Here is a 24,660-nt window from a genome sequence, read left to right as displayed (position 1 = left end):
CTACCACCTAAATCCTACACTGCGACAATCAGCCGCGAATTTCCGTTCTAAGGCCCGTTCTATTTCTTTTTTGTCTCCTATGAGCACGACCTGTATTTCTGCTCGCGTTATCGCCGTATAGACCCATGAGGGGTCAAGTAATCTCGTCTGGTAGACAGGGATAATGACTCGCTTCACTTGGCTGCCCTGGCACTTGTGACAGGTGATCGAATAGGCCAATGAAAGGTCGATGAGCTGGCTCGCATCGAAGCTGACAACTTTACCATCAAGGTTTGCCGTGAGGTTGTATTCGTCACGATCCACGTCCAGCACCTTGCCCAAGCTGCCGTTGAAGACTGTTCGTTGGTAGTCGTTCTTCAAATGGATCACCGGCTCTCCTGGGCAGAAGTATTGGCCCAAGCTGCCCTTGAGTTCGGGTAACCTTGCCTGCTGCTTGTACTTGTCGTGAAAGAGACGATTGAGACGACCTACACCAGCCGGACCACGGTTGGTTGCCGTTACAATCATCAGCTCCCCGTCGAAACCGCCAAGGTCTTCTGCTACCTGTTCGACAATTGCCGGAATAGAGTCCAATGAGGCCGGGATTAAGGACACGCCTTCCCTTCGGCCTTGATACTGAGAAAAGGTTGGCATGCACCTTTCGCGCAAAGCCTTTGCAACCTTTGGAATACCGCTGTCTGCGGTCTGACGATAAATTTTGTTGAGCCGAACCGTGAGAGAGTCGTCCTTCACAAGCTCATGGAAGACGAGGCCGAAGCCAATTGGGGGCAACTGCGCCGGATCACCGGCCAGAAGCAGCCGGGAACCTTTCTTCATGTGCTTCATCAGCGCGTGGAATGTAGCAAGATCAACCATACTGGCTTCATCTATGACCACCAGAGTCCTTTCGTTGATTTCAGCCAGGTCGTGTCCTTCTTCGTCGTGATCCTCTTGGAGTTCGACCAAGGTGCGAGTCAACGTTTTTGCCAGCAGGCCAGTTGATTGAGACAGTTTCAAAGCTGCCTTACCGGAAAGAGTTGCCATCAAGACATTGCCGCCAAGTCTGCGCCAGAGCCGCACGACGTAGCGCAGGATCGTAGTTTTGCCTGTTCCGGCCCCGCCAATGAGGCAGGATAAAGGAGACCGGAGAATGTGGATCATGGCCTGAAACTGTTCTTGGTCGGGTTTCACATGGCCAGCACTGAGCGTTGTTAAAATATCTCTGACGTTCCGTTCTTCGACGTTGATCTGGCCATCGTCATCAAGTTGTCGCAAAGCACCAACGACAGCCCTTTCCATGTAGGCTGATCCGGGCGGCATCCACTTGCCATCTTGAGAAATGATAGCGCCGTAATGAAGACCGAGCTGCACCGCATCGAGAATAGATTTGGAATCGTCCAATTTGTCTTCTAGAAACGATTCAAGATCAAAGAGGCCAACAGAGGTTGAGCCGGACGCCAGAATATCTCTGGTAGCAGAATCAACGGCCCCAAGGAGTCGTTTGTTTGACCGCTCCGGTGCAGCCGATCCAATCTCAGCCAGCACTTTGAGGCCAATGGCATCGCATTGTTCCCAATTCATCATTGAGGCCAGACACCACGGGTTGCTGCGGAGTCGATCCACAGCTTGTTTACCGAAGGTGTTGGCGCACATTCTCAAGAGCTTTGGAGAGTCAATGCCATGTTTTTGAAACCAAGCAGCTAGGTCAGATTCGGCTTCTTGCTTATTCCACTCACGGCAGACAAGAGAGGCCAGCCGAACAGAAAGCAGGGGGCGACTTGGAGCGAGAACCTCTGAGATCTCAGCGATGTTGCCATTAGAGAGAACATCAGCCAGATCGTTGCCCCATTTGTCCCATAAACGCTTTGCGCGAGTCAGGCCGATGCCGGGGCAGTTACTCGACAAAAAAGAGACTATGAGTTTACCTGTAGGCCTTTGACGATAGGCATATTCAGCCTCTACCTGATCACCCCATTTAGTGCTCTTGATTGGTCCTGAGACTTCCCATGTTTCACCCAAAGAGGGTATGCCAACCAGACGCGCAGCATATGCTTTTACCTGGATGGAACAACCTGTCTGCTCGCCATCGAGAACTTCACCCGCGAAGATGGTCCCGTAAGCCTTTTGACTGACTATGCGCTGCACATGGATCTGCATTAATCCTCCGGTGACTCGGTACGGATTGCAGCACCAACGGACTCGATCTGAGCCAACCGCGATAACAACATGGTATTCTCTTCGCGTAAGGATTCGATTTCAGCTTCTTTCTCTGCTAAAGCGCGGGCAAGGTCATTCCTTTCCGTTGCGGTCCTTGCAAGGCGATCTACGGCAGCCTTGTCGTGCTGATCTGAGAGCAGCCTGGAGCCAATAGACTTGACCCCTTGAACTTGAGCAAGCGCGTTTACAGGGCTGGCCAGTTCTGGCTTGCGAAAGAAATGTTGTTCCTGAGATTGTCGCAGGCCAATAGCCTTGGCAATGCCCCTCACGTTAACCTTACCATCAGGTGTGATAGGCAAAGTGGGCTGGCGCAGGCCTTCGGGTTGGGCCTCCCAGGATTGATCTAGCTGTTCAAGGTATGGCTCTAATTTAGAGAGAATTTCAGGAGTAATACTCTTGGGCATATTGGACCTCAGAAGGAATCAACCATATCGGTTTCAAGGTCGAACTCAGAGATATCGCCTGCTTCGATTTTAGCGATAACATCTTCTACTGCTCGAATCATCGGGGCATAGCTCACAGCAAGCCCCGGCTGTGTGTTGAGTCCTTCTTCATTAAAGGACTTCAGAGACAGTTGCTTTTCTCGTTTGAGAATTTCAAGATGCTCCTTGTGAACTTCTAGATTATTGAAAGCATTAAAATTCCAACAACGATAACAAGAGAAAGGAACTCTAGCGAGAAAGGAGCTTGGTTCACCTATATCAATCGAATAGATTGCACACCCTGAAGGGTTCACACACATCCCCAGTTCTTCAGTATTCAAGGAGGACCGGACAGGATTGTATGTTTGCCTAGTACCGAAGAGGTTTGGCTTTTCGATGAGCCGCCCTCGAAAAGCGTCGATCAGAGGTTTCTGATGAGGAGCTAATTTCTTATCAATTTCATCAATAGCTTCTTGCCCAAACTGAATATATGCTTTGCATGAATGCAGATGAGAATGATCTAAAGCATGGGCAATCACTCGTCGTCCACAACCATTTACTGCCATGGTTGTTCCAATGTAATGTCGAGCACGACGTGAACCCACAGCCAGATTTTCACCTGTCCGATGGGATTTCTCGCTTATTGCTCTGCGAATCTGAGAACATGCAATTTGGGCAATCCTATCGTTGCCAGAGTGATATTCATAATCTCCTTGGCTCTTTATGTTTATCTCTTTCTTTCTTGGTTTCCAAAGAGGGAAAAGAGGAAATAATCCTTCATCGTATTTGAGTTTAATGCCCCGGAAAGATATCTCGTTTTTTAGTTCATCAATCCAAAGATTGAGATACTCCCCGATTTCGGACCCTAGCTTTCTATTTGTAAAAGCAGTGCGTTCTCCAACGTCTCTCTGCTTCACACGGGGGACATTCAAAGAATACTCTATTCCCCCTGCCTCAGTCGCACTTATAAGAAAATCACAAATCTTTAGTACTGCTATTTGCTTTGGCCTCAACCCAAACACGTTTACTAGAATCAATATAATGTAATATTCATCTCCTATTTTGCAATTTTCGTATGCTTTATGGATAGCAGAACGCAGGCCTTCAAACTCTTCAACTGTGTAGGGACCTCTAATTGGATCTAGTGTTTTTTGGGCCAGATATGGCTCGGGAGGACGCAAGTATACTTGGTTAATTAATTCAATGTCATCGGAAGTCAGCCCCCAAGGCCTAGATTATGCAGAATTCTCAAAAATCGCCTTAGTGTTTTGCTGTAAGCAGGCTCACAGACTTGGGTAAAATTCACGAAATCCAAACCTGTGATGCTATCAACTTCGCTTTCGTGCTGATACATTTCACGCAAAAAAGTCAAAAAGTATCGATAATGAAGTTGAGCTGTAGCGACTGCCAATTTGTCTAAAGAGACGACTAAGCCTATCTTTACTTCATCGACCAACTTTGAGGACAAGCACTTTCTCATTTCATCAAAGCGAAAGTGACGTCCTCTACCAGCACCCACAATATACCAGTGATCATCCGAGGGGTCATACTCATAACCATCTCTAGTGAAGCGAGAACCGCTTTGAATATAGTAACCGAGAGAAGAGACACTCATTCCTTAGAATCCTTCTTAAAGAAATTATCCTGCATCTCTAATGAAATCTCATCAGCCTTTCGTATAGTAAATCTGCGATCATAAAGGTCTGGCATTCGGGAATTTACAGACCACCCCATGAGAAAGCGGCGAGATTCCATCATAACATCATGTGGAGTTCCTTTAGCCTCTCCTGCTTCCGAAAAACGCTCATTCCAGGCATGTCGAATCAAATGTTGGGTTAGGTTGTCAGGCATTCCCGGAACTTTTTGCCTTAACTGATAGAAGATTTTCATTGCTGCTTCATAGGAAAATTCATTCCCATATCGAGAAACAAACAAATATCCATGTTTTCTGGCGTTTCTCATCCTGCGCCAGTATTTATCTATGTATAAACGGAGCAAGGGATACCAATCTCTACCAATAGCTAAAGGGCGTTCTTTAGTTTTTACTTTTGGGGCGCGCTTTCTCTTGTCTTTGGGATCATCCACACGCCTACGAATTGCGATATGAGGAGTTTTTCCAGACAGGACAACATCTTCTGTTTTAATTTTTAACGTTTCACCTAGTCTTATTCCAAGGGCCAGACAGATGGTTATATATAGTTGGTTCCTAATTTTAACGAAGTCATTTTTCCAAGGATTCTCAGGGTGATCAGACTCTATAACTTCCATAATCCGTTGCTGAACACTCAAGTCAAATCCCTTTGGTGGAACAAGACTGTTCCCACCGACTACGGTTGCTTTAGGAGTTCTTTCTTTTAACCAAGAGAGCATATTATGTTTGTTACTCAATGCCTCTTTGTATGCAGAGCTGCGAGGGTCCATATTTTTTATGCTCTCTAAAAAGAACCAATCTGTGTAGGCATGAATTTGCCTTAATCTTGAATAATGCGTTGCGGCATTAACACTCTTCATTTCCTGTTGAGGATTAAGGCTAACAACACCGCGACGAGTGCTTGCCCCAGATGCAATATTGAAATTGGAAAGCATACATTTGAATTGAAGACTGCAAGCGTAAATCAAGCTATCAATTTCAATTGGAGTTAAGACTTCTCGACGACTAAAACGCTCATCAAGATCAATTCCACACAAATCCGCCCATTGATAAAAGTGTTTTATAGAGGTCAATTTTATCTTCATTGTAGAAGATGAGTCTTTAGGACGGCAGATGCTTGTCACATAAAAAGCAGGTAATGCTGGCACACTTCCATCTGGAGCGACCAACACAGGCATATGCTCTCCTGTGTCATATCGAACATCGATCACTTTGTATGATTCACCCATAAAATTTACCTTTATTTTTATAAACATTATAAAGAAAACAGCCACAAGTAAAGGGGGTATGCCGTAAAGACATACCCCCTTGCATTCACTGAATAAAGTGCTAAGACTTTACCAAATAAATTATCGTACCGCTTCCTTCAGGACCTTGCCGGGCTTGAACTGGGCAACCTTGCAGGCCGGGATGTTCAGGGCGGTGCCGGTGCGAGGATTGCGGCCAGTGCGGGCCTTGCGCTCGCTGACGCTGAAGGTGCCGAAGCCGGTCAGGGTCAGTTTGTTGCCGGCGGCCAGCTCTTCCTGAATGGTGTCCAGGATGGCGTTCATGGCGGCTTCGGCCTGAGCTTTGGAAGTGCCGTTCTTTTCAGCGATCTTCGCTACGAGTTCAGCTTTGGTCATAGAAAAACTCCTATAGTGGTTTTTTGATGCTATTTACTTGTGACACGCGATCAGTTCTCCGTATCATACACTCTCGCCAAAGTTATGGGAAGCCCTAAAAGCGCCGCCCATCAAAAGTTTTATACAAAACCTGGAAGCTATGCCAGTACTTCGGACCGATTTCAACTGATAATGTAGCTGGTCGGAAATTCGCGTTTCAGGGCCTCCAGGACCCGCTCCGCCTGATCCCTGTCGGCGAAGCTGCCGGCCACCACGATGTGCAGTACCTGGCCGTCGCGGGAGACCATGGCGATGCTCGCGCCGGGGTAGCCTGCGCCCACCAGCCGCCGGTGTACGCGCTCGGCGTTGTCGCGCACGGCGAAGGCCCCGACCCGCACCTGGTACCGTTTGACTGCGGCCACGGAAATCCGCTCGGGCGCGGGCCCCGGGTCCAGCTGTCCAGGGCCGTGACCCGGACCTTGGCCACGCCCCGGTCCACGGTGCCGAGCTTTTTGGCCGCGCCGTAGGAGAGGTCGAGGATGCGCTGGTTCACGAACGGTCCCCGGTCATTGATGACCAGGACCACGCTGCGCTCGTTCTCCAGGTTGGTAACCCGCACGCGGGACCCCAAGGGCAGGGTCTTGTGGGCCGCGGACACCCCGTACATGTTGTAGATCTGGCCGTTGGCCGTCTTCTTGCCGTGGAAATCGCGGCCGTACCAGGAGGCCAGGCCCACCTCGTCGTACCCGCGCGGCGTCTGGAGTGGATAGTAGGTCCTGCCGAGGACCGTGTAGGGGCGAGTCTTGGGGTCGAGCGTGCCGCTCTGGGCGCGTTCGGAGGGGGGCTTGGAATAGACGTGCTGCGGATACGGGTTCATGGACCCGCAACCGGCCAGGGTGAGCAGGGCCAGCCCCGCGAGCAACGCTGTGACTTGTCGCATGCAGCCTCCTGGCCGCCCCGTGTCGGGGCGACGGAAAACGGGAGATTTTCTCGATTTAGTCTAGAAAACCCTAGAGGAACTTCGAATAAAAAGCAATCCTCGCCCGCAGGAGGCCACGGAGCGGGGCTCGCGATTCACCTGCGATGCACGTACCTCGGCTTGACCATGTTCTCCGGGCGGAGGATGTCGTCCAGCTCCTCTCGGCTCAGATAGCCCTTCTCCAGCACGATCTGGTAGACCGACCCGCCGGTGCGCATGGCCTCCTTGGCGATCTCGGCGGACTTCTCGTAGCCGATGTACGGGTTGAGCGCCGTGACCAGGCCGATGGAGTTCTCCACCAGCTCGCGGCACCGCTCCCGGTTGGCCGTGATCCCGGAAACGCACTTGTCCGCCAGGGTCAGGCAGGCCCGCCGCAGCATGTTCATGGACTGGAACAGGGAGAACCCGATGACCGGCTCCATGACGTTCAGCTCCAGCTGGCCCGCCTCGGAGGCCATGGTCACGGTGACGTCGTGGCCGATGACCATGAAGGCCACCTGGTTGACCACCTCCGGAATGACCGGATTGACCTTGCCCGGCATGATCGACGAACCGGGCTGCATGGGCGGCAGGTTGATCTCGTTCAGCCCGCAGCGCGGCCCGCTGGAGAGCAGCCGCAGGTCGTTGCAGATTTTGGACAGCTTCACGGCCGCGCGCTTGAGCACGCCGGAGAGCTGCACGTAGACGCCCGTGTCCTGGGTGGCCTCCACCAGGTCCGGGGAGGAGACGAGCTGGAGCGTGGTGTACTTGACCAGCTTCTCGGTCACGGTCCGGGCGTAGTCCGGGTGGGAGTTCAGGCCGGTGCCGATGGCCGTGGCCCCCATGTTGATCTCGTGGACCAGGAGTTGGGCCTCGTCGAGGCGCTGCATGTCCTCGCCGATCATCACCGACCAGGCCGAGAACTCCTGCCCCAGGGTCATGGGCACGGCGTCCTGGAGCTGGGTGCGGCCCATCTTGAGCACGTCGGAAAACTCCTCGCCCTTTCGCTTCAGCGCCTTGCGCAGCACGTCCATGGCGTCGATCAGCTCGCGGATGTCGAGGATCAGGGCGATGTTCAGGGCGGACGGGTACACGTCGTTGGTGGACTGGGACATGTTCACGTCGTTGAGCGGGTGGAGCCTGTCGTATTCGCCCTTGGCGAACCCCATGAGCTCCAGGGCGCGGTTGCAGATGACCTCGTTGGCGTTCATGTTGGCCGAGGTCCCGGCCCCGCCCTGCATGACGTCCACCACGAACTGGTCGTGCAGCTTGCCGGACAGTATCTCCTCGCAGGCGCGGGCTATGGCCCTGGCCTTGTCCTCGTCCAGCATCCCCAATGAACTGTTGGCCTCGGCCGCGGCCATCTTGACGTAGGCCAGGGCGTCGATGAGCCGGGGGTAATGGGACATGGGAATGCCGGAGATGTGGAAGTTGTCCATGGCGCGCCGGGCCTGGACCCCGTAATAGGCGTCCGCCGGAACGGCCACTTCGCCCAGGCTGTCGTGCTCGATTCGTTCTTTGCTCATAGCCTTGATTCCTTATTGGTAGACATGGCCGGACCAGTACTCCACGTCCGGGTTGATGGCCAGCATGCCGGTTTCCTGGGCCAGCTCCACCAGCAGGACGCAGGCGAAGGCGCTGACCAGAAGCCAGCCCATGCGCCGGGTCCGCGATCCGGCCTCGCCCTGCCGGATGAGCAGGACGCCGGGCAGGATGCCGAACAGGGTGCCCACGCCGAAGCCGCCCACGATGTTCAGGGCCTCCAGAAAGATGTTCGGATAGAGAAGACCGATGCCGATGGGCGGGATGAAGGCCATGAGCCAGATGACCGCCCCGGAGCGGACCCGCTTTCCGGCCACGTCCTTGAGAAAGGAGACCAGGGCCACGCCCGTGGCCATGTAGGACGTGGTCATGGCCACCACGGCGAACCCGATGGACGCCTTGATGAAGACCGGCGACCGGATGAGCTGGACGAGCGGCACCGTGGCGGGCACGCCTGCCTTGAAGGCGGCGATGATGGACACGCCGTCCGGGGCCTCCATGGGCAGCGTGAACATGACCGCCACGGTCCACAGCAGGGTCATGGCCGCGCCGATGCCAGACCCCAGCCAGATGGCCCTGGTCACGGCCCTGCGGTCGTTGTTCAGGGTCCGGCAGATGGTCGGGACCACGTTGTGAAAATTGAACGCCGTGACCAGGATGGGCAGCCCGGAGGTGAAGAAACGCACATCGCCCGCCCGCAGGTCCATGCCCCGGAAATGGGGGGCGACCAGGACCAGCAGCGCGCCGAACAGCAGCCACATGACGGTCATCAGCACGGCGTTGCCCTTGCGCATCACCACGCTGCCGAAGGAGGCGAGCAGGGTCGCCGCGCAGAAATAGAGGAGCAGCCACGCCCAATCCGGGAGATGGATCGGAACCGAGCTGGCGGCCACCGAGGCCACGCCCGCGAGGTAAGCGGTGAGCAGCCCGTAGAGGATGATCAGGTTGGCGGCCACCGAGAACCATTTCCCGGCGGGACCGAGGACCTCCTCGAAAAAGGTCGGCAGGTCCGCGTCGCTGTTCTGGGCCAGAAAGGGCTGGCGCGCGATGATGATCCCGGTGCAGGTCATAATCGCCCAGACGGCCACGGCCCCGAGCACGGCGGGCAGGAACCCCGAAGGCCCCAGGTTGATGGGCAGGGCCAGAATGCCCGCGCCAACCATGTTCCCGGTGACGATAAGCGCCGTCGTTATTACCTTGCCGGTGGAAGGGGAAGCGTCACCCATGGGGCTCTCCGTTCGAGTAAGACTAAGGATGGTTGCGGCTTACTGTATACAAACCGGCCAGAAATTCAATGCGCTTCACGCACCCGACGCGAAATCTCCGCTTGCCAGCCCTGCCGCTTTCGGTTAACCGCTTCCCTGCGCGCGTGCGCCTATTACCTATTATCGGAGAACTCATGAGCAACAAGGTACACAACAACCGGCTTCGCAATATCGCCATCATCGCCCACGTCGACCACGGCAAAACCACCCTGGTGGACGCCATGTTCAAGCAGTCCGGCCTCTTCCGTGACGGCCAGGACGTGGACGAACGCATCATGGACTCCATGGACCTGGAGCGCGAACGCGGCATCACCATCGCGGCCAAGAACTGTTCGATCAGCTGGAAGAACACCAAGATCAACATCATCGACACCCCCGGCCACGCCGACTTCGGCGGCGAGGTGGAGCGTTCCCTGTCCATGGCCGACGGCGCCATCCTGCTGGTGGACGCCTCCGAGGGCCCGCTGCCCCAGACCCGGTTCGTGCTCAAGAAGGCCCTGGAGCAGGGCCTCTCCCTGATGGTCGTCATCAACAAGGTCGACCGCCAGGACGCCCGTCCGGACGAGGTGCTGAACGAGATCTACGACCTGTTCATCGACCTGGACGCCAGCGAAGACCAACTCGACTTTCCCCTGCTCTACGCCATCGGCCGCGACGGCATCGCCATGGACTCCCCGGACGAGCGCGGCGAGAACCTGCACATCCTCCTCGACATGATCGTGGACAAGGTCCCCGGCCCGGTCCACGACCCGGAGGAGCCGTTCCAGATGCTCGTCTCCGACCTCTCGTACTCCGACTACCTGGGCCGTCTGGCCATCGGCAAGGTGCACCACGGCGTGGCCCGGTCCAACGACCAGCTGCTGAACATCGCCGACGGAGGCCGCACCGTGCCCCTGAAGGTCACCAAGCTCCAGACCTACGACGGCCTCAAGGTCGTCCCCGCCGAGACCTGCGAACCCGGCGACATCATCGTCATCGCGGGCATCGAGGACGTGCACATCGGCGACACCATCTGCACCAAGGAAGCCCCCAAGGCGTTGCCGCGCATCACCGTGGACGAACCCACCGTGTCCATGCGCTTCGGCATCAACACCTCGCCCCTGGCGGGCCAGGAGGGCAAGCTGGTCCAGACCAACAAGATCCGCGAGCGGCTCCACAAGGAGACCCTGCTCAACGTGGCCATCCAGGTGGAGGACACCGAAGGCCGCGACGCCTACCTGGTCAAGGGACGCGGCGAGTTCCAGATGGCCATCCTGGTGGAGCAGATGCGCCGCGAGGGGTTCGAGCTCTCCGTGGGCCGTCCCGAGGTCATCTTCAAGTACGAGAACGGCCAGCGCCTGGAGCCCATCGAGCACCTCTACGTGGACTGCGACGAGGCCTTCATGGGCATCGTCACCGAGAAGATCCAGGTCCGCAAGGGCCGCATGACCAACATGGTCAACCACGGCACCGGCCGCGTGCGCCTCGAATTCTCGGTCCCGGCCCGCGCCCTCATCGGCTACCGCGACGAATTCCTGACCGACACCAAGGGCACCGGCATCATGAACTCCTACCTTGAGGGGTACGGCGAATACCGGGGCGAGTTCACCTCCCGGTACACCGGCTCCCTGGTCTCCGACCGCTCCGGCAAGGCCGTGGCCTACGGCCTGTTCAACCTGGAGCCGCGCGGCCGCATCTTCGTGGTCCCCGGCGATCCCTGCTACGAGGGCATGATCATCGGCGAGCACAACCGGGAGAACGACATCAACGTCAACCCGGCCAAGGAAAAGAAGCTGACCAACATGCGCGCCTCGGGCAAGGACGAGGCCGTGGTCCTGACCCCGGTCAAGCCCATGACCCTGGAATACGCCCTGAACTTCATCAAGGACGACGAGGAGGTCGAAGTCACCCCCAAGTCCATCCGGCTGCGCAAAACCGAGCTTTCCGCCCTGGTGCGACATCGTGAGGAAGGAAAGAAGAAAAAGGCCAAGGACGGGAACTAGAATCCCTTGAACCGCCATCAAAAGGCTGCGTTTCGGCGCAGCCTTTTTTTTGTGCCGAAACCCGGGACTGAAATGACCCAACCCCCTCCTCAACGGGCCTAATGTGACCCAATTGCGTACTTTAAGAGTATGATTTAACTAGGCAATTGACACAAAATCCTTCTTGGCTGTATTGTGTTGTTCCAAACATATTTCTACCCTTACAAGCCAAGGAGAACATGAAATGTCTTTTCGCTTCACGAAAGTTTTTGCGGCTCTGGCCCTGACCCTGGGGCTGCTGGTCGCGGCCGGGAACGTCCAGGCCGAGCCGTCCGGCAAGCTGATCATCTTCCATGCCGGTTCCCTGTCCGTTCCCTTCGACGCCATCGAGAAGAACTTCGAGGCCATGTACCCCAAGGTGGACGTCCTGCGCGAGTCCGGCGGCTCCACCAAGATGGCCCGCATGATCTCGGAAGTGGGCAAGCCCGCCGACATCATGGCCTCGGCCGACTACGTGGTCATCGACAAGAACCTGATTCCCAAGTTCGCCTCCTGGAACATCCGCTTCGCCACCAACCAGATGGTCCTGTGCTACACGGACCAGTCCAAGTTCGCCAATGAGATCACTTCCGACAACTGGGCGGACATCCTGCTCCGCGACGGCGTGGTCTGGGGCCACTCAGATCCCAACCTCGATCCCTGCGGCTACCGCTCCCTGATGGTCCTGCAGCTGGCCGAGAAGTTCTACAAGCGGCCCGGCCTCTATGACCAGTTCCTGGCCAACCGGCCCGAGAAGAACGTCCGGCCCAAGTCCGTGGAGCTGATCTCCCTGCTCCAGTCCGGGCATATGGACTACGCCTGGGAATACCTCTCCGTGGCCGTGCAGCACGGCCTGAAGTACGTCACCCTGGACAGCCACCTGAACCTCGGCGACTACACCATGGACGACTTCTACGCCTCGGCCACGGTCAAGGTCACCGGCTCCAAGCCCGGCACCTTCATCGAGCGCAAGGGCTCCTCCATCACCTACGGCATCACCAAGCTCGACAAGGCCCCGAACTCCGAGGCCGCCGACGCCTTCCTGGCCTACCTGTTCTCGCCCGAGGGCGGACTGAAGATCCTCAAGGACCTGGGCCAGCCCCCGTTCGTTCCGGTGCGCGTTGGCGCGGCGGGCATGGACAAGCTGCCCGAATCCCTGAAGCCCCTGGCCACCGTGGCCAAGTAGCCGGTGCCTGAAACGACAATACGGGGAGGGAACGGCTTCATGCGGTCCCTCCCCGGCCGCATATTCCAGGGGTGGATGCTCGTCTCGGCCGCGCTGGTGCTGCTGTTCATCGGCGTGCCCATGGCCACCACCCTGACCGGCCCCACCTGGGAGGTGTTCGTCGAGACCCTGGGCGACGCCGAGGTCCTCGGCTCGGTCTGGCTGTCCATGTCCACCTCGGCGGCGGCAGCGGCCATCGCCTTCGTGTTCGGCACCCCGCTGGCCTATCTGCTGGCGCGCAACGAATTTCCGGGCAAGAAGGTGGTCGAGAGCCTGGTCGATCTGCCGATCATGATCCCCCACCCGGTGGTGGGCATCGCCCTGCTCGGCCTGACCAGCCCGAACACCGCCTTCGGCGCGTTCCTGCAATCCATGGGCGTGGAGATCATGGGCACCACCACGGGCATCGTGGCCGTGCTCGTGTTCGTGGGGCTGCCTTTCTACGTCAACGCGGCCAAGTCGGGCATGGAGTCCATCCCCCGGCGGCTGGAGAACGTCTCGCGCTCCCTGGGGGCCGGGGCCGGGGCCACCTTTTTCCGCGTCACCCTGCCCCTGTGCTGGCGCTACATGCTGGTCGGCATGATCATGTGCATGGCCCGCGCCCTGTCGGAATTCGGGGCCATCATCATCGTGGCCTACCACCCGATGATCGCGCCGGTGCTCATGTACGAGCGGTTCACGGCCTACGGCCTCAAGTACTCCCAGCCAGTGGCCGTCATCCTGATCCTGGTCAGCATGCTCTTCTTCCTGCTCCTGCGCTCCCTGTCCCTGCCCAAGGGGGAACGCGCATGATCCGCCTCACCGACCTGACCATCAACCTGCCCGGCTTCACCCTGGACCGCGTCTCCCTGCACGTGCGCAAGGGGGAATTCTTCGCCCTGATGGGTTCCACCGGGTCGGGCAAGACCCTGGTCCTGGAGACCGTGGCCGGGCTGCTCCGCCCGGACGGCGGGACCGTGCGGATCGACGGACGCGACGTCACCCGGCTGGCCCCGGAGGAGCGCAGGGTCAGCCTGGTCTACCAGGACCACGCCCTGTTTCCGCACCTGACCGTGCTGGACAACGTCATGTTCGGCCAGCGGTATCACGGTATCGACAGGCGTGAGGGACGGCGCGAGGCCCGCGCCCTGCTCGCCGAGCTGGGCCTGTCGAGGCTGGAGAACCGGCGGCCCGAACACCTTTCCGGCGGCGAGAAGCAGCGCACGGCCCTGGCCCGCGCCCTGGCCTGCCGCCCGGACGTGGTCCTGCTGGACGAACCGCTCTCCTCCCTGGACCCGCAGTTCCGGGGCGAGCTGCGCCGGACCCTTCAGACCGTGCATCAAACCACCGGGACCACCTTCCTCATGGTCACCCACGACTTCACGGACGCCATGATCCTGGCCGAGCGCGGCGCGGTCATCAAGGACGGGGTCCTGCACCAGCAGGACACGGTGTCCAACATCTTCCGCCGTCCGGCCACGCCGTTCGCCGCCGCCTTCGTGGGCATGACCAACGTGTTCCCGGCCACCTATGCGAACGGGCTGTGCGCCTTTGCCGGGCGGACCTTCGACGGGCTGCCCGAAGTCCCGCGCCGTGAGGCCGGGTTCGCGGCCCTCAGGCCCGAGGACGCCTTCGTGGGCTGCAAGACCGATTTTCCCGAGGGATGGCAGACGTTGGACGGAACCGTGGAGCGGCTGGAGCGCGAGGGATTCACCTGGACCGCGGCGGTGCGCTGCGGCGACCAGATGCTGACAGCCCTGGTGGACCGGCACATGGTCCTCAGCCGGGGCCTGGACGCCGGGGCCGAGGTGACCGTCGGCTTTGCCGGGGAGCACCTCCACCACATGCCGCCCGAGGGCTAGAGGGTGTCGTGACGAAATTTTCGACGCGAGTTTCGCACTGTATTTCAAGCGGCAAGGCGGAAGGTAAAAAAGGATCGCAGGCGTAGTCGAGCTACGTCGAGATTCATTTTTCCCGACAACGCAGCCAGTTGGAACACCCTGCAAACGCAGCGGAATCTCTCGTGACTATACTCTTTAACTCCGGCTCTGCACCGTGATGTAGAGGGTCAGGCCGCCCATGGTCAGGCCGATGCCGAGCCAACCCAGCAGACCGGGCATGACGTGGCCCAGGAGCAGCGCCTCCCCGACCAGCGAAAAGACCACTTCCATGGACTGCGTGCAGTCCGCGGCGGCCAGTTCCGCCGTGGACGAGGCCGTGTGCCGGGCCACCAGGAACAGGCTGGTGGCGATCACCCCGGAACAGGCGGCGACAACGGCGGTCTGGGCCAGCTGGCCCATGGACGGGAGCGGCGGCGCGGTGAAGAGGATGAGCGCGAACCACAGGGGCAGGGAGCCGAGCGTCAGGAGCAGCACCCGGCAGAACGGGTCGTCCATGGCCGGATGATCGATGGCGGGCAGGTACGTTTTCTCGCCCCGCCGCGCCTCCCAGACCAGCTGGTTGCCGAGCGGATAGGCAAAGGCCGCCACCAGCACGGGCAGGGCGCCGAGGAGCACCTCGCGCAGCCCGGTCTGGGTGGCCTGCTCGATGTTGACCAGGACCACCCCGGCGAAGATCAGCGCGGTCAGGGCCAGGGCCTTGAGCGGCACCCTGCGCCCGAAACCGAGCAACACCAACGGCGTGGCCAGGATGGTGGTCTGCCAGGTGGCGGCCACCACCCAGCCCGGCGCGAACACCGAACTGAAGGTAATCAGCGCGTAGAACACCCCGAAACCGATGGACCCGGCCACGGTCCAGAACACCCAGTGGCTCCGGTACAGGGCCACGGACTCCCGCGCCAGCCGGGCCTTACCCGTGGCCGCGAGCCAGCCGAGGAGCATGGCGAGCATCCAGAAATAGCGCAGAGAGGCGGACCACACCCAGTGGCCCCCTTCCAGGCTCATGGCCCGGTTCAGGACAAAGGTCGAGGAAAAGAAGAGCGCGGCCAGGACGCCGAGGAGGATGATTCGGAACATGATCGGGCTAGATGAACAGGTAGATGACCGCGCTGGCCAGGATGACGCCGAAAAGGAGCATCTCCGGGACCACGTAGAGATCGCCGGAATCGAAGCCGAGCTCCTTCTCCAGCCGGTAGTAGCGCCAGCCCGCGAAGAACATGAGCACCGGCCCGCCCAGGAAGGCGAACTTGCCGAGCATCGCCAGCTCGGTCAGGACCTTGGGCGGCACGGTTAACTTTTGCATGGCCACGAAGGCGTCCACCTTCTCCAGCAGGAAGCCGAAGGTCATGAAGGCCAGGGAGGTCCGACACCAGGCCAGAAAGGTCCGCCGGTTGGCCAACCGGGTGCGGTTCCTGGCCATGTCGTTCCGTTCCCGGGCCAGTCTCGTTCTCAGGTCTTCGCTCGCGTCGCTCATCGCATCCTCCGCCACCGGTGTAGCAGAACGGAGCGGGATTGTCGCCCGCCAAGATGTTGACTTCGCGGGTTTAAACGATACAATCCCACCATACTCGTTGCACCTTCAACAATAGAGTCCGCCATGAGACCTCCCTTCGTCAAGCAATCGACCCTGAACTACTACCGCGCCTGCCGGGACAAGGGCATGTCCCTGTTCGACTTCATCCACGGCTACGTCTACGGCCGCTGGTGCTACCACTACATCGGCCTGGCCGGGGACAAGGACCCCTGGTGGCGCTGGCTCTGGGTGCCGTTGATCTTCATCATCGACCGGGTGCACCCCTTCAAGGACTCCCCCCGGAGCCGAACCGGGGACCTGGGACAGGACAAGGCCACCTGGGGCGATGCCTACCACGGCAAACCCCTGCCCCTTAACGAGGCCACCAAGCTGATCCGGCTGGACCGCCCGGTGAACACGGAAATTCCGGAGAGCGTCCTGCCCTACACCCGCGCCCGAGAGATCATCCTGGGAAACCCGGAGAAGATCGTCCTCCTGGACTGCCCCTGCCGGTCCGGGATGAAGAATCCCTGCACGCCCATCGACGTCTGCCTGCTCATCGGCGACCCCTTCGCCTCCTTCATGCTGGAGCACCACCCCTCCCGCACCCGCGCCATCACCGCGGACGAGGCCGTGGAGATCGTCCGGGCCGAACAGGCGCGCGGGCACGTGTCCCACGCCTTCTTCAAGGACGTCATGCTCGGCCGGTTCTACGCCATCTGCAACTGCTGCTCCTGCTGCTGCGGGGCCATGAAGGCCCACGCCATGGACATCAAGATGCTCTGCTCGTCGGGCTATCTGGCCGTGGTGGACCAGGACAAGTGCACCCGCTGCGGGACCTGCGCCCAGAAGTGCCAGTTCAAGGCCATCGGCTTCGACAAGAACGGCGCGTTCATCCGCGAGGACCGCTGCATGGGCTGCGGGGTGTGCACCCTGTCCTGCGCCAAGGACGCCCTGACCCTGCGCCTGGCCCCGGAAAAGGGCGAGCCCCTGGAGATAGACTCCCTGCACTAGCCTCCGACCGGCAACCCGGCACAGGACGCAAAAAAACGGCCCGGATTGCTCCGGGCCGTTTTTTTCTCGCGCTTCGGGCGTCAGCCCAAGGTGATGGTCAGCGGGATGACGTGCAGCTCGCGGGAAATCTCGCGGGTCGTGCCGAGCTGCCAGGCGGCTGCGTCGCTCCCGGCGTGTTTGGCCACTTCCTCGGCGATGCCGCCCACATTGATGATCGGATGGCGGGAAAAGACCTGGGGCAGCCCGTAGGTCAGGTTGCAGGCCAGACACTTGCCGGGACGCTGGGTCAGCCGCAACTCGAAATCGAGCTGCTCGCCCGAATCGCCCGCATAGGCCAGGGCGATGTCGTAGCTTCCTTCTTCGGCGTCGCCGAACAAGGCGTCGAAAAAGGCTTCGGTCCGCTCCTGCGGAAAGATGGTGCGCAAGATGTCCTCGGTGAAAATGTGCCCGTATCGGCTCATGAACGGCTCCCTCTCAAAGTTGGTATGGTCCCCTCGGCAAAGTTAGCCATCTACCTAAAAACCCACCAAGGAGCAAGGAATTCCGACCCCCTTAGACATAGAGGAAGAACAGCCCCACGCCCGACGCCAGGAAAACCAGGCACGGCCCCACCACCTTGCGCCAGGTGCTGGCCAGATCGCACTGGAAGTACTCGCAGGTCAGGATGAAGCAGATGTGGATGGGCGAGATCATGACCCCGGTGAACCCGCAGAAGGTGGCCAGGACGATGTACGGGATCATCTGGTCCTGCATGCCCAGCGAAGCCAGCACGCCGAGCAGCAGCGGGAAGGTCGCGCCGACAAAGGCCACGTTGATGCCGGCCACCAGCCCCACCAGGAACGGCAGGAACGCCGCCGAGGCGAACAGGGCCGCCTCGCCGCCCGCCACCCGGGCCATCTCCTCGACCACGCCCGCGGCCTGGAGGATGTCCTTGAACACGAAGATGGCGGTGATGACGAAGATCATGGACCACAGGGATTTCTTGGTCAGCACGTCGCGCAGGAACTTCAGCCCCAGCTGGGTGTTCTGGACCATGACGCAGACCACGGCACCGGCCAGGGCGGCCACCACGCCGAGCTCGAAGGGGATGGTCGGGGCGAACGCCGCGATGGACGTCTCCAGCCCGATGGCCCCGACGATGGCGATGAGCAGCGGCAGCCCTTCGCGCAGGGCGGCGGACTTGCTGCGCTTGACCGGCAGCATCGGGATGGCCAAATCCTTGGCCCCCAGCACGCCGGGCCGCAGGAAGAATATCCAGCCGGCCAGGAGCATGATCGGGGTGCCGGGCCAGGTGTAGGAGATGAGGTCGATAATCTGGATGTCCGCCAGGGCCAGGGTCAGGATGATCCCCGGATACAGGGGCCAGATCAGCTCCCAGACGTGGCGGAACCAGTAGTTGAGCACGGCCCGGTCGGAGTTGGAGATGCGCATGTCCTCGGACACGGTCTTGATCATGGGCGCGGAAAAGACCGCCCCGCCCGGCATGGGCAGGAGGCCGATGAGCGCGGGGAAGAAGACCAGCCGCAGCCGGGGGCTGGTCAGGAAGCCGGACAGCGCCTCCATGAGCCGCTTGGACTGGCCGGACCGCTCCATGGCGTCGCTCAGGATCAGGATGAAGCCCACGATGGCCGCGAGGAAGAGGAACTTCTCCTGGGTCAGGGCGAGCACCCCGGTCCGGGCTATGGGCAGCAGCCCCATGCCGAAGAGCAGCCCCATGATCGCGCCGCCCGCCAGGATGGACAGGCCGAGGCCGATCTTGAAGCGCATGCCCGCGAGCATGATCAAAAAGGCGAACAGGACTTTGAGAAACGGGGCCAGGGTGGTGAAGAGGGATTCCATGGGGTGTGTCCTTGTGTGCTCCGGTGCGGTCCGGGATAACGGCGTCAAGCCGAAAAGTACCCTCTTTCCCCTTGAAAGGAAACGCTAAAAACCGCACAACGGGCCAAAAAACAGAACAATCAGCGCCCTCGGCCCCTTGCCCGCCCCGTCACATTGCGATACACAGTAAGTCGCGTCGAAGGATTGATCACCCAGCGGAGACAACCATCAATGAGCATGAACAAAAAACAGATCCGAACCCATATCTTCTCCACCATCATGGCCAAGGTCGAAGAGCAGGACGAGACCAAGCGCCAGGAGGCCCTGAACGAATTCATGGCCGTCACCGGCACGGCGGGCAACGCCTCCGAGCAGGTGGCCAGCCTCATCCCGCCCATCATGCACGATCTCTACGAGAAGTGGATCACCATGTTCATCGACCGGCTCATGGAGACCGTCCCGCTCAAGAACATCGAACTGTTGTGCGACGGGTGCGACGGCAACAACGGCGCCCTGGTCCTGGCCTACATCATGTTCCTGGAGTCCGCGCGCATGGAGAAACAGATCGACGAGGACCTGCGCCAGCACGGCATGCGCGGCGGGGACAACGACGAGCTGGGCGACCTGGCCGCCAACTACATCCGCGCCCAGATGGCCAAGATCGCCCGCCAGACCAACAACGACGACGAGCCCAAGGGCCATTGCTAGCAGACAGTTGATAAGCGGCGATCTGCGTCGTTAAGTGAATTGTTCTCGAATCTTCGAGACTTACGCCATCTCATGACATTGTTATGCCGCAAAAAGCCCCGCCACCGTTTTCGGTGGCGGGGCTTTTTGCGCGTTTGCGGCTAGCCGACCTGGTCGCCGGATTCGGCTATGGCCTTTTCCACGGCCAGGGCGATCTCCTCGTCCGGGTCGGGCTGGCCCGACTCCATGAGCCCCAGCTGCAGGTTCAGCTCGCGCATGACCTTCACGCAGGACGGGTTGAAGTACCGCCCCCACACGCCCGGAGCCTTGTCCGAACGGCCCAGGCGGACCAGAGTCAGTCCCAGATAGAGGAAGGCGTCGGAGTACCCCTGGTCGATGCGCAGGCAGCGCTCGAACTCCAGCTTGGCCTGCCGGTACTTGCCCACCTTGTAGGAGCAGACCCCCAGCCGGTAGCGCACGTCCGCGTCGTTCTTGTCGCCCTCCAGGCACTCCTTGTATTTCAGGCGCGCCTCCTCCCACTTCTCGTCCACGTACAACGCGTTGGCCGCCTTGACGGTGTCGATGCACCCGGCGGTGGACGCCACGGGCTGGGCGTCCTCCCTCTTTATGCGGCGCACGGCCCCGAACAGGAAGTTGCGGCGGGACTTGTCGATCTTCTTTTCGGCCATCATTCCTCCGGCGCACAGGATACCCATTTCGCGGACGGGGTCAAGACGGCCAACCGGTTGCCTTTTCAGGCGGTTCGTGAAAGATTCCTCCCATGAGCGGACGATTCGGCTGGACCGGCACGGTCCTTTGCATAGACCTGACGTCGGGCGCGATCACCCTTGATCACCCGGACGACGACCTGTACCGCGCCTTCCTCGGCGGGCGCGGCCTGGCCGGTCATTACCTGCGCCCCTTTGCCGCCCGCGAGCACACCGACCCGGACCTCCCCCTGCTCATCTTCACGGGTCCCCTGACCGGCACGGATTCCCCCACCTCTGGCCGGGGAACCATCATGACCCGCTCGCCCCTGACCGGAGCCATCTGCGACGGGTCCATCGGCGGCGGGCTGCCCACGCGCCTCAAGAAGGCGGGCTTCGACGGCCTGGTGATAACCGGGCGCGGCAACGTCCCCTGCGGCATCGAGATCGACGACGCCGGGGTGCGCGTGGTGGAGACCGACCTCTGGGGACGGGACACGGACGCCGTCCTGGACACCCTGGAGCAGCGGCTGCCCGAGGACACGTCCCTGGCCTGCATCGGCCCGGCGGCCGAAAACGGCTCGCCGCTGGCCACCGTGGCCGTGGACCATCGCCACGGCAACGTGCGCGGCGGTCTGGGGCTGGTCTTCGCGGCCAAGAATCTCAAATATTTGACCGTGCGCGGCACCGGGGACGTCCCGGTCCGCGACCCGGACGGACTGGCCGAGGCGCGCCGGGCCATCCTGCGCCTGACCGCCGCCTCGCCCGTGCTCATGGGCCGCTACGGCTTCTCCGAGTGGGGCACCGGTGCGCTCTACGACCTCATGGACGCCCGCCGGATGATGCCCACGGACAACTTCAGGCGCACCCGGTTCGAACACGCCGCCGACACGGGCGCGGCGGCCATCGCCAAGCGATACTCCCCGCGCGCCCACGGCTGTCTCGGCTGCCATATCCGCTGCCGCCGCATCGCCGGGACCGGCCACGCCATGCCCGGCTACGAGACCCTGGCCCACTTCACCGCGCTCATCGGCAACCCGGACCCGGACCTGGCCCTGCTCGGCGCGGACATCTGCTCCCGCCTCGGCCTGGAGACCGTGTCCACGGCGGCGACGCTCGCCTGCCTGCGGGAGCACACCGGCCAGGACTTCAACGCCAAATCCCTGCGCACCGCCCTGCACGACATGGCCGAAGGCGGCGACCTCGGCCGGGGCGCGGCCTTTCTCGCCCGGACCCTGGGGACCCCGGACACGGCCATGACCGTCAAGGGGCTGGAGCTGCCCGCCTACGACCCGCGCGGGGCCATGGGGCTGGCCCTGTCCTACGCGGTGTCCACGCGCGGCGGGTGCCACCAGCGGGCCTTCTCCCTGAGCCACGAGATCCTGCGCAAGCCCGTGGCCACGGACCGCTTCTCCTTCAGCGGCAAGGCGCGGATCATCAAGCTGGCCGAGGACGGCCTGGCCGCCGCCGACTCCATGAACGGTTGCCGCCTCATCTTCCTGGCCGCCGGGCTGGAGGAATACGCCAAGGTTCTGGAAGCGGTCACCGGCCTCGAGTTCTCGGCCCAGTCCCTGCTGGAAACCGGCGAACGGATCACGGTCAACGAGCGGCTCATGAACGTTGCCAACGGCTTCACCGTGGCGGACGACGACCTGCCGCAGCGATTCTTCACCGAACCCGGCACCTCCGGCCCCGGCATGGAGATCAAGCCCATCGACCGCGACGAGTTCCTGCGGGCCCTGAACAACTACTACGCGGTGCGCGGCCTGGACCCGTCCGGCCAGCCCACGGACCGCACCCTTGAACGGCTGGGCCTGACGCGATGAAAGACCTGTGCGAAAAATACGCGGCCAAACTCCTGGCCCAGGGGCTGGCCTCATCCGAGGACGCGCCGCTCATCGGCGGCCTGGACGCCGAACTCGTCTGGAACCGCGAGGACCCGCGCACTGAGGTCCTGGCCGGACTGTTCGACCGGCTGTCCATCAATTCCCTGGTCTTTTCCCGCCCGGCCGAGCCGTACCAAACCATCCTCGACTTTCTGGCCGAACGCTGGCCCGGGACCATCCGTCCCGAGGACACCGAGACCCGCACCTTCCTGCACGACATCCCGGTCTGCCGCGAGTTCACCGCCGACGCCATGGGCGCGCAGCTCGAGAAGCGCAAGGTTGTGGTCCTGCCCGGCCTGGGCGTGGTCTCCTGCGGCTCGGTCAGCCCGGAACAGGGGTTCGTCTACCTTTCCTCGGCCCTGTTCTCCTGCTTCGTGCTCTTCTTTTCCGAATATCTGAACCGCGCCCGGCAAGGGACCCTGGACCACGATTACCGCGCCGCCTTCGAGCGCGCCGTGTCCCTGCTGCCCGCGCCGCGCACCGCGCCGCCCGCCCTCGCTCCCGCCCCCCTGGACACCGAGGAAAAGGCGCTCACGGCCATCTTCGAGGCGGGACGCCAGGTGGTGGGCCACGGGCTGGTGGACTCCTTTTTCGGGAACATCTCCCTTCGGTTGGGTGACACCATCCTCATCTCCCAGACCGGCTCCTCCCTGGACGAACTGGAGGGATGCGTCGATCCCTGCCCCATGGACGGCAGCGCCACCACCGGACTGACCGCGTCCAGCGAACTGACCGCCCACGAGGACGTGTACCGCCGCTCTGACTCCACCTGCATCCTGCACGGCCATCCCCGGTTCACGGTGATCATGTCCATGGACTGCGCCAAGGCCGACTGCCCCAACCGGGGCGAGTGCCACATCCGCTGCACCGAATGCCGCACCGTGGACGGTGTCCCCATCGTGCCGGGCGAGGTCGGCACCGGCCCCACCGGACTGTGCAACACCCTGCCCCCGGCCATGGCCTCCGAAGGGGCGGCCATCGTCCACGGCCACGGCCTGTTCACCGCCGGGACCGCCGACTTCAACGAACCCTTCGCCCGGCTGCTCGACATCGAGAACCGCTGCCGCGAACTGTATTTCGAGAGGATCGCCGAATATGCCTGATCCGCGGACCGCACCGTTCAGGCCCGGCCCGGTCCTGGCCTACGTCCTCCTGACCCTGGCCCTGACCTGGACCGTCGAATACGCGGTCATCGGCGAAGGGTTGCGTTTCGACGACCTGGTCGGCAAGTCCGCGCCCGGGCTGTGGCTCATGGGAGTGATGTGGATTCCCGGCCTGGTCGCCCTGGCCGTGACCCTGGTCACCGAACGGACCGGCCTGCGCGGCCTGGTCCCCGCACTGCTCCTGCGCATGGGGTCCGTCGGCCCCTACTTCCTGGCCGTACCGCTCATCCCGCTGGCCTACGCCGTCATGTACCTGCTCACCTGGGCGCTGGGCCTGTCCTCCATCGACCCGGACCTGAACAGCCTGGCCGCCGTCAGCGGCCAGCCCATCGGCATGGACGCGGCCCTCAAGCTCATGCTGCCCCTCTCCGTGGTCGTCGGGCCGCTCATCAATTTCGTCTTCGGCCTGGGCGAGGAACTGGGCTGGCGCGGCTATCTCCTGCCCCGGCTCATGCCGCTCGGCAAGCTCCGGGCCTACGTCGTCCTCGGCATGGTCTGGGGCGTCTGGCACGCGCCCCTCATCCTGGCGGGCCTCAACTACCCCGGCTATCCCGTGGCGGGCGTCCTCATGATGTGCCTCGTCTGCCTCGCCTTCGGCCTGTTCCTCAACGAGATGACCCTGCACTACCGGTCCGCGCTCCTCGCCGCCTTCCTGCACGGCGCGGCCAACGCCCAGGGCTACGGCATCTGGGGCTGGATGTTCCCCGACGCCCACCCCCTGCTCGGCGGCGCCATGGGCTTCACCGGCGTCCTCACCTGGCTCGCCCTCGCCGCCCTCACCATGGCCGTCCTCCCCCGCCTCCGGCGGGATTGAGGAGGGACGCCTCCGGCGGCCGGGGGAAGGGGAGAGGGAAACCTTTTGGAAAAGGTTTCCTTCTCCCCTTCCCCCGGACCCCCATCCCCTCTTCCTTCCAAAACTTTTTGTCGCCGCTTCGCGGGGCTGGACGCGCTGAAAGACCTTCGCTTGCTGGAGCGAAGGCCATGTTTTGTCAACCGCCTCTTCCTTGGAGCGCTTTTGGGGCGTCAGCCCCAAACAGCGGCTCTCCCCCGCGCCCGCAAGCCGCCGCCCGGCAACCTCGCAAACAAACAGAAAAGGCCCCAATTCATGGGGCCTTTTCTGTTTGTTTGCGAGGTT

The 24,660-nt window shown here is 61.0% G+C and carries 23 protein-coding genes and 1 pseudogene; 9 read left to right on the top strand and 15 right to left on the bottom strand.

Features of this window, described 5'->3' with window-relative positions:
- From AWY79_RS09025 to AWY79_RS09000, 10 genes and pseudogenes are all read right to left on the bottom strand, one after another.
- Complete coding sequence (locus AWY79_RS09025; RefSeq protein ID WP_066802685.1) at positions 1 to 2,136, bottom strand: AAA family ATPase; 2,136 nt, start codon at positions 2,134 to 2,136, stop codon at positions 1 to 3.
- The gene (locus AWY79_RS09020) at positions 2,136 to 2,600 is read right to left on the bottom strand and encodes a hypothetical protein (RefSeq protein WP_066802683.1); all 465 of its coding nucleotides are present in this window, start codon (positions 2,598 to 2,600) and stop codon (positions 2,136 to 2,138) included. The genes AWY79_RS09025 and AWY79_RS09020 overlap by 1 nt, the downstream gene beginning before the upstream one ends.
- A gap of 8 nt (positions 2,601 to 2,608) precedes the next feature.
- Entirely contained in the window at positions 2,609 to 3,799 is a 1,191-nt protein-coding gene (locus tag AWY79_RS18775; RefSeq protein WP_158509883.1) for a hypothetical protein, read from the bottom strand.
- Positions 3,800 to 3,834: 35 nt separating this feature from the next.
- Positions 3,835 to 4,233 (bottom strand): hypothetical protein, encoded by a 399-nt coding sequence (locus AWY79_RS19020; protein ID WP_158509882.1) that lies wholly within the window; start codon positions 4,231 to 4,233, stop codon positions 3,835 to 3,837.
- Positions 4,230 to 5,447, bottom strand: coding sequence for a tyrosine-type recombinase/integrase (locus AWY79_RS18335; protein ID WP_158509881.1), 1,218 nt, complete (start codon positions 5,445 to 5,447; stop codon positions 4,230 to 4,232). Before AWY79_RS18335 ends, AWY79_RS19020 begins: the two co-directional genes overlap by 4 nt.
- A 171-nt stretch (positions 5,448 to 5,618) precedes the next feature.
- Positions 5,619 to 5,891 carry an HU family DNA-binding protein gene (locus AWY79_RS09015; protein ID WP_066802681.1) on the bottom strand — a complete coding sequence of 91 codons (273 nt, stop codon included), beginning with the start codon at positions 5,889 to 5,891 and terminating at the stop codon, positions 5,619 to 5,621.
- A gap of 161 nt (positions 5,892 to 6,052) precedes the next feature.
- Positions 6,053 to 6,247, bottom strand: coding sequence for an SPOR domain-containing protein (locus tag AWY79_RS19345; protein ID WP_233490886.1), 195 nt, complete (start codon positions 6,245 to 6,247; stop codon positions 6,053 to 6,055).
- A 137-nt stretch (positions 6,248 to 6,384) separates the two neighbouring features.
- Positions 6,385 to 6,747, bottom strand: a pseudogene (locus AWY79_RS19340) (septal ring lytic transglycosylase RlpA family protein); the annotation flags it as partial.
- A 197-nt stretch (positions 6,748 to 6,944) separates the two neighbouring features.
- A complete protein-coding gene (aspA, locus tag AWY79_RS09005; RefSeq protein ID WP_066802677.1) occupies positions 6,945 to 8,354 on the bottom strand; it encodes an aspartate ammonia-lyase in 1,410 nt (469 codons plus the stop codon).
- A gap of 12 nt (positions 8,355 to 8,366) precedes the next feature.
- Entirely contained in the window at positions 8,367 to 9,596 is a 1,230-nt protein-coding gene (locus tag AWY79_RS09000) for an aromatic amino acid transport family protein (RefSeq protein WP_066802675.1), read from the bottom strand.
- A gap of 173 nt (positions 9,597 to 9,769) precedes the next feature.
- On the opposite strand from AWY79_RS09000, the gene typA reads away from it, so the two are divergent.
- The 4 genes from typA (at position 9,770) to AWY79_RS08980 (ending at position 14,701) form a co-directional block, all read left to right on the top strand.
- The gene (gene typA / locus AWY79_RS08995; RefSeq protein WP_066802673.1) at positions 9,770 to 11,617 is read left to right on the top strand and encodes a translational GTPase TypA; all 1,848 of its coding nucleotides are present in this window, start codon (positions 9,770 to 9,772) and stop codon (positions 11,615 to 11,617) included.
- A gap of 223 nt (positions 11,618 to 11,840) precedes the next feature.
- Positions 11,841 to 12,821: a tungstate ABC transporter substrate-binding protein WtpA gene (gene wtpA, locus AWY79_RS08990; protein WP_066802671.1), complete on the top strand. Its 981-nt coding sequence runs from the start codon at positions 11,841 to 11,843 to the stop codon at positions 12,819 to 12,821.
- Positions 12,822 to 12,860: 39 nt separating this feature from the next.
- Entirely contained in the window at positions 12,861 to 13,652 is a 792-nt protein-coding gene (locus AWY79_RS08985) for an ABC transporter permease (RefSeq protein WP_066802669.1), read from the top strand.
- Positions 13,649 to 14,701: an ABC transporter ATP-binding protein gene (locus AWY79_RS08980; RefSeq protein ID WP_066802667.1), complete on the top strand. Its 1,053-nt coding sequence runs from the start codon at positions 13,649 to 13,651 to the stop codon at positions 14,699 to 14,701. The genes AWY79_RS08985 and AWY79_RS08980 overlap by 4 nt, the downstream gene beginning before the upstream one ends.
- 174 nt (positions 14,702 to 14,875) lie before the next feature.
- Here AWY79_RS08980 and AWY79_RS08975 read toward each other — a convergent pair whose 3' ends face one another.
- Positions 14,876 to 15,814: a DMT family transporter gene (locus AWY79_RS08975; protein WP_066802666.1), complete on the bottom strand. Its 939-nt coding sequence runs from the start codon at positions 15,812 to 15,814 to the stop codon at positions 14,876 to 14,878.
- Positions 15,815 to 15,821: 7 nt separating this feature from the next.
- Complete coding sequence (locus AWY79_RS08970) at positions 15,822 to 16,211, bottom strand: YidH family protein (RefSeq protein WP_066802664.1); 390 nt, start codon at positions 16,209 to 16,211, stop codon at positions 15,822 to 15,824.
- A 123-nt stretch (positions 16,212 to 16,334) separates the two neighbouring features.
- Between AWY79_RS08970 and AWY79_RS08965 the strand changes: the two genes are divergently transcribed.
- A complete protein-coding gene (locus tag AWY79_RS08965; protein ID WP_066802662.1) occupies positions 16,335 to 17,264 on the top strand; it encodes a 4Fe-4S binding protein in 930 nt (309 codons plus the stop codon).
- An 80-nt stretch (positions 17,265 to 17,344) separates the two neighbouring features.
- Here AWY79_RS08965 and AWY79_RS08960 read toward each other — a convergent pair whose 3' ends face one another.
- Positions 17,345 to 17,725, bottom strand: coding sequence for a pancreas/duodenum homeobox protein 1 (locus AWY79_RS08960; RefSeq protein WP_066802654.1), 381 nt, complete (start codon positions 17,723 to 17,725; stop codon positions 17,345 to 17,347).
- 91 nt (positions 17,726 to 17,816) lie between these two features.
- Positions 17,817 to 19,103 carry a DUF401 family protein gene (locus AWY79_RS08955; protein WP_066802652.1) on the bottom strand — a complete coding sequence of 429 codons (1,287 nt, stop codon included), beginning with the start codon at positions 19,101 to 19,103 and terminating at the stop codon, positions 17,817 to 17,819.
- A 210-nt stretch (positions 19,104 to 19,313) separates the two neighbouring features.
- On the opposite strand from AWY79_RS08955, the gene AWY79_RS08950 reads away from it, so the two are divergent.
- On the top strand, positions 19,314 to 19,790 hold the full coding sequence (locus AWY79_RS08950; protein WP_078063720.1) for a hypothetical protein: 477 nt from the start codon (positions 19,314 to 19,316) through the stop codon (positions 19,788 to 19,790).
- A gap of 140 nt (positions 19,791 to 19,930) precedes the next feature.
- On the opposite strand, the gene AWY79_RS08945 is transcribed toward AWY79_RS08950, so the two are convergent.
- Positions 19,931 to 20,458, bottom strand: coding sequence for a tetratricopeptide repeat protein (locus AWY79_RS08945; protein ID WP_066807121.1), 528 nt, complete (start codon positions 20,456 to 20,458; stop codon positions 19,931 to 19,933).
- Positions 20,459 to 20,550: 92 nt separating this feature from the next.
- On the opposite strand from AWY79_RS08945, the gene AWY79_RS08940 reads away from it, so the two are divergent.
- From AWY79_RS08940 to AWY79_RS08930, 3 genes are read left to right on the top strand one after another with little or no spacing between them, the layout of a single operon-like run.
- A complete protein-coding gene (locus tag AWY79_RS08940; RefSeq protein WP_066802650.1) occupies positions 20,551 to 22,302 on the top strand; it encodes an aldehyde ferredoxin oxidoreductase family protein in 1,752 nt (583 codons plus the stop codon).
- On the top strand, positions 22,299 to 23,465 hold the full coding sequence (locus AWY79_RS08935) for a class II aldolase/adducin family protein (RefSeq protein ID WP_066802648.1): 1,167 nt from the start codon (positions 22,299 to 22,301) through the stop codon (positions 23,463 to 23,465). Before AWY79_RS08940 ends, AWY79_RS08935 begins: the two co-directional genes overlap by 4 nt.
- Positions 23,458 to 24,339, top strand: coding sequence for a CPBP family intramembrane glutamic endopeptidase (locus AWY79_RS08930; RefSeq protein ID WP_066802646.1), 882 nt, complete (start codon positions 23,458 to 23,460; stop codon positions 24,337 to 24,339). The genes AWY79_RS08935 and AWY79_RS08930 overlap by 8 nt, the downstream gene beginning before the upstream one ends.
- The last annotated feature ends 321 nt before the right edge of the window (positions 24,340 to 24,660 follow it).

It is taken from the genome of Pseudodesulfovibrio indicus (assembly GCF_001563225.1).
GTDB classification, from domain to species: Bacteria; Desulfobacterota; Desulfovibrionia; order Desulfovibrionales; family Desulfovibrionaceae; genus Pseudodesulfovibrio; species Pseudodesulfovibrio indicus.
Note: the sequence above shows the minus strand (reverse complement) of the source record. Positions and strands in the feature narration are given on the sequence as shown.